1 protein-coding gene is annotated in these 553 nt (G+C 45.6%); it reads right to left on the reverse strand.

What is annotated here, in order from left to right:
* On the reverse strand, window positions 1–553 hold a 553-nt coding region (locus R8O11_RS30400; protein WP_318195286.1), incomplete at both ends, for a cache domain-containing protein.

The raw sequence follows: 553 nt of genomic DNA on the forward strand, positions 1-553 counted from the left end.
ACCACTGAGTAAGCTGCCGTTTCATCAATGATTGCGCCCACATACCAGTTCTCACTTGGGATATGAGTAAGGCTAACCATGTAAGGATTGTCATCAACTTCGATGTGTTGAGTCGCCTTATTTAGGTCAACTTGCGGTAGGTAGCTATTGAGCTTTTCACCGTTGTACTTACTTTGCGGGTGCGCAATCGTCGTACCATCGTCAGTGACTAAGAACAAGTAACCAGCATCAAACAGGTTCACTTGGTTAACTAGGTCGGAAAGGGTAGTTAGCTCTAGGTCGTAAAACATGCCCGCTAAGAACTGGCCGTTTTGTTTTACTGGCGTACCAACAGAGATGATCACATTCTTAGATGAAGCATCAACATAAGGGTCGGTAACCACCAAATCGCCTTTGTTTTTGGCTGCGATAAACCAAGGGCGTTGGCGAGGATCATAATCAGGCCCCGCATCCCAACCGTCGTCGTTTTCAATCACGAAGCCATTACTTTCGTAACCAAAACCAATCGCTAGGAAGCTTGATTTCGGAGTTGGCTTCTCAAGAATGTCTTTTA

Source organism: Vibrio sp. 1288 (genome assembly GCF_033344475.1).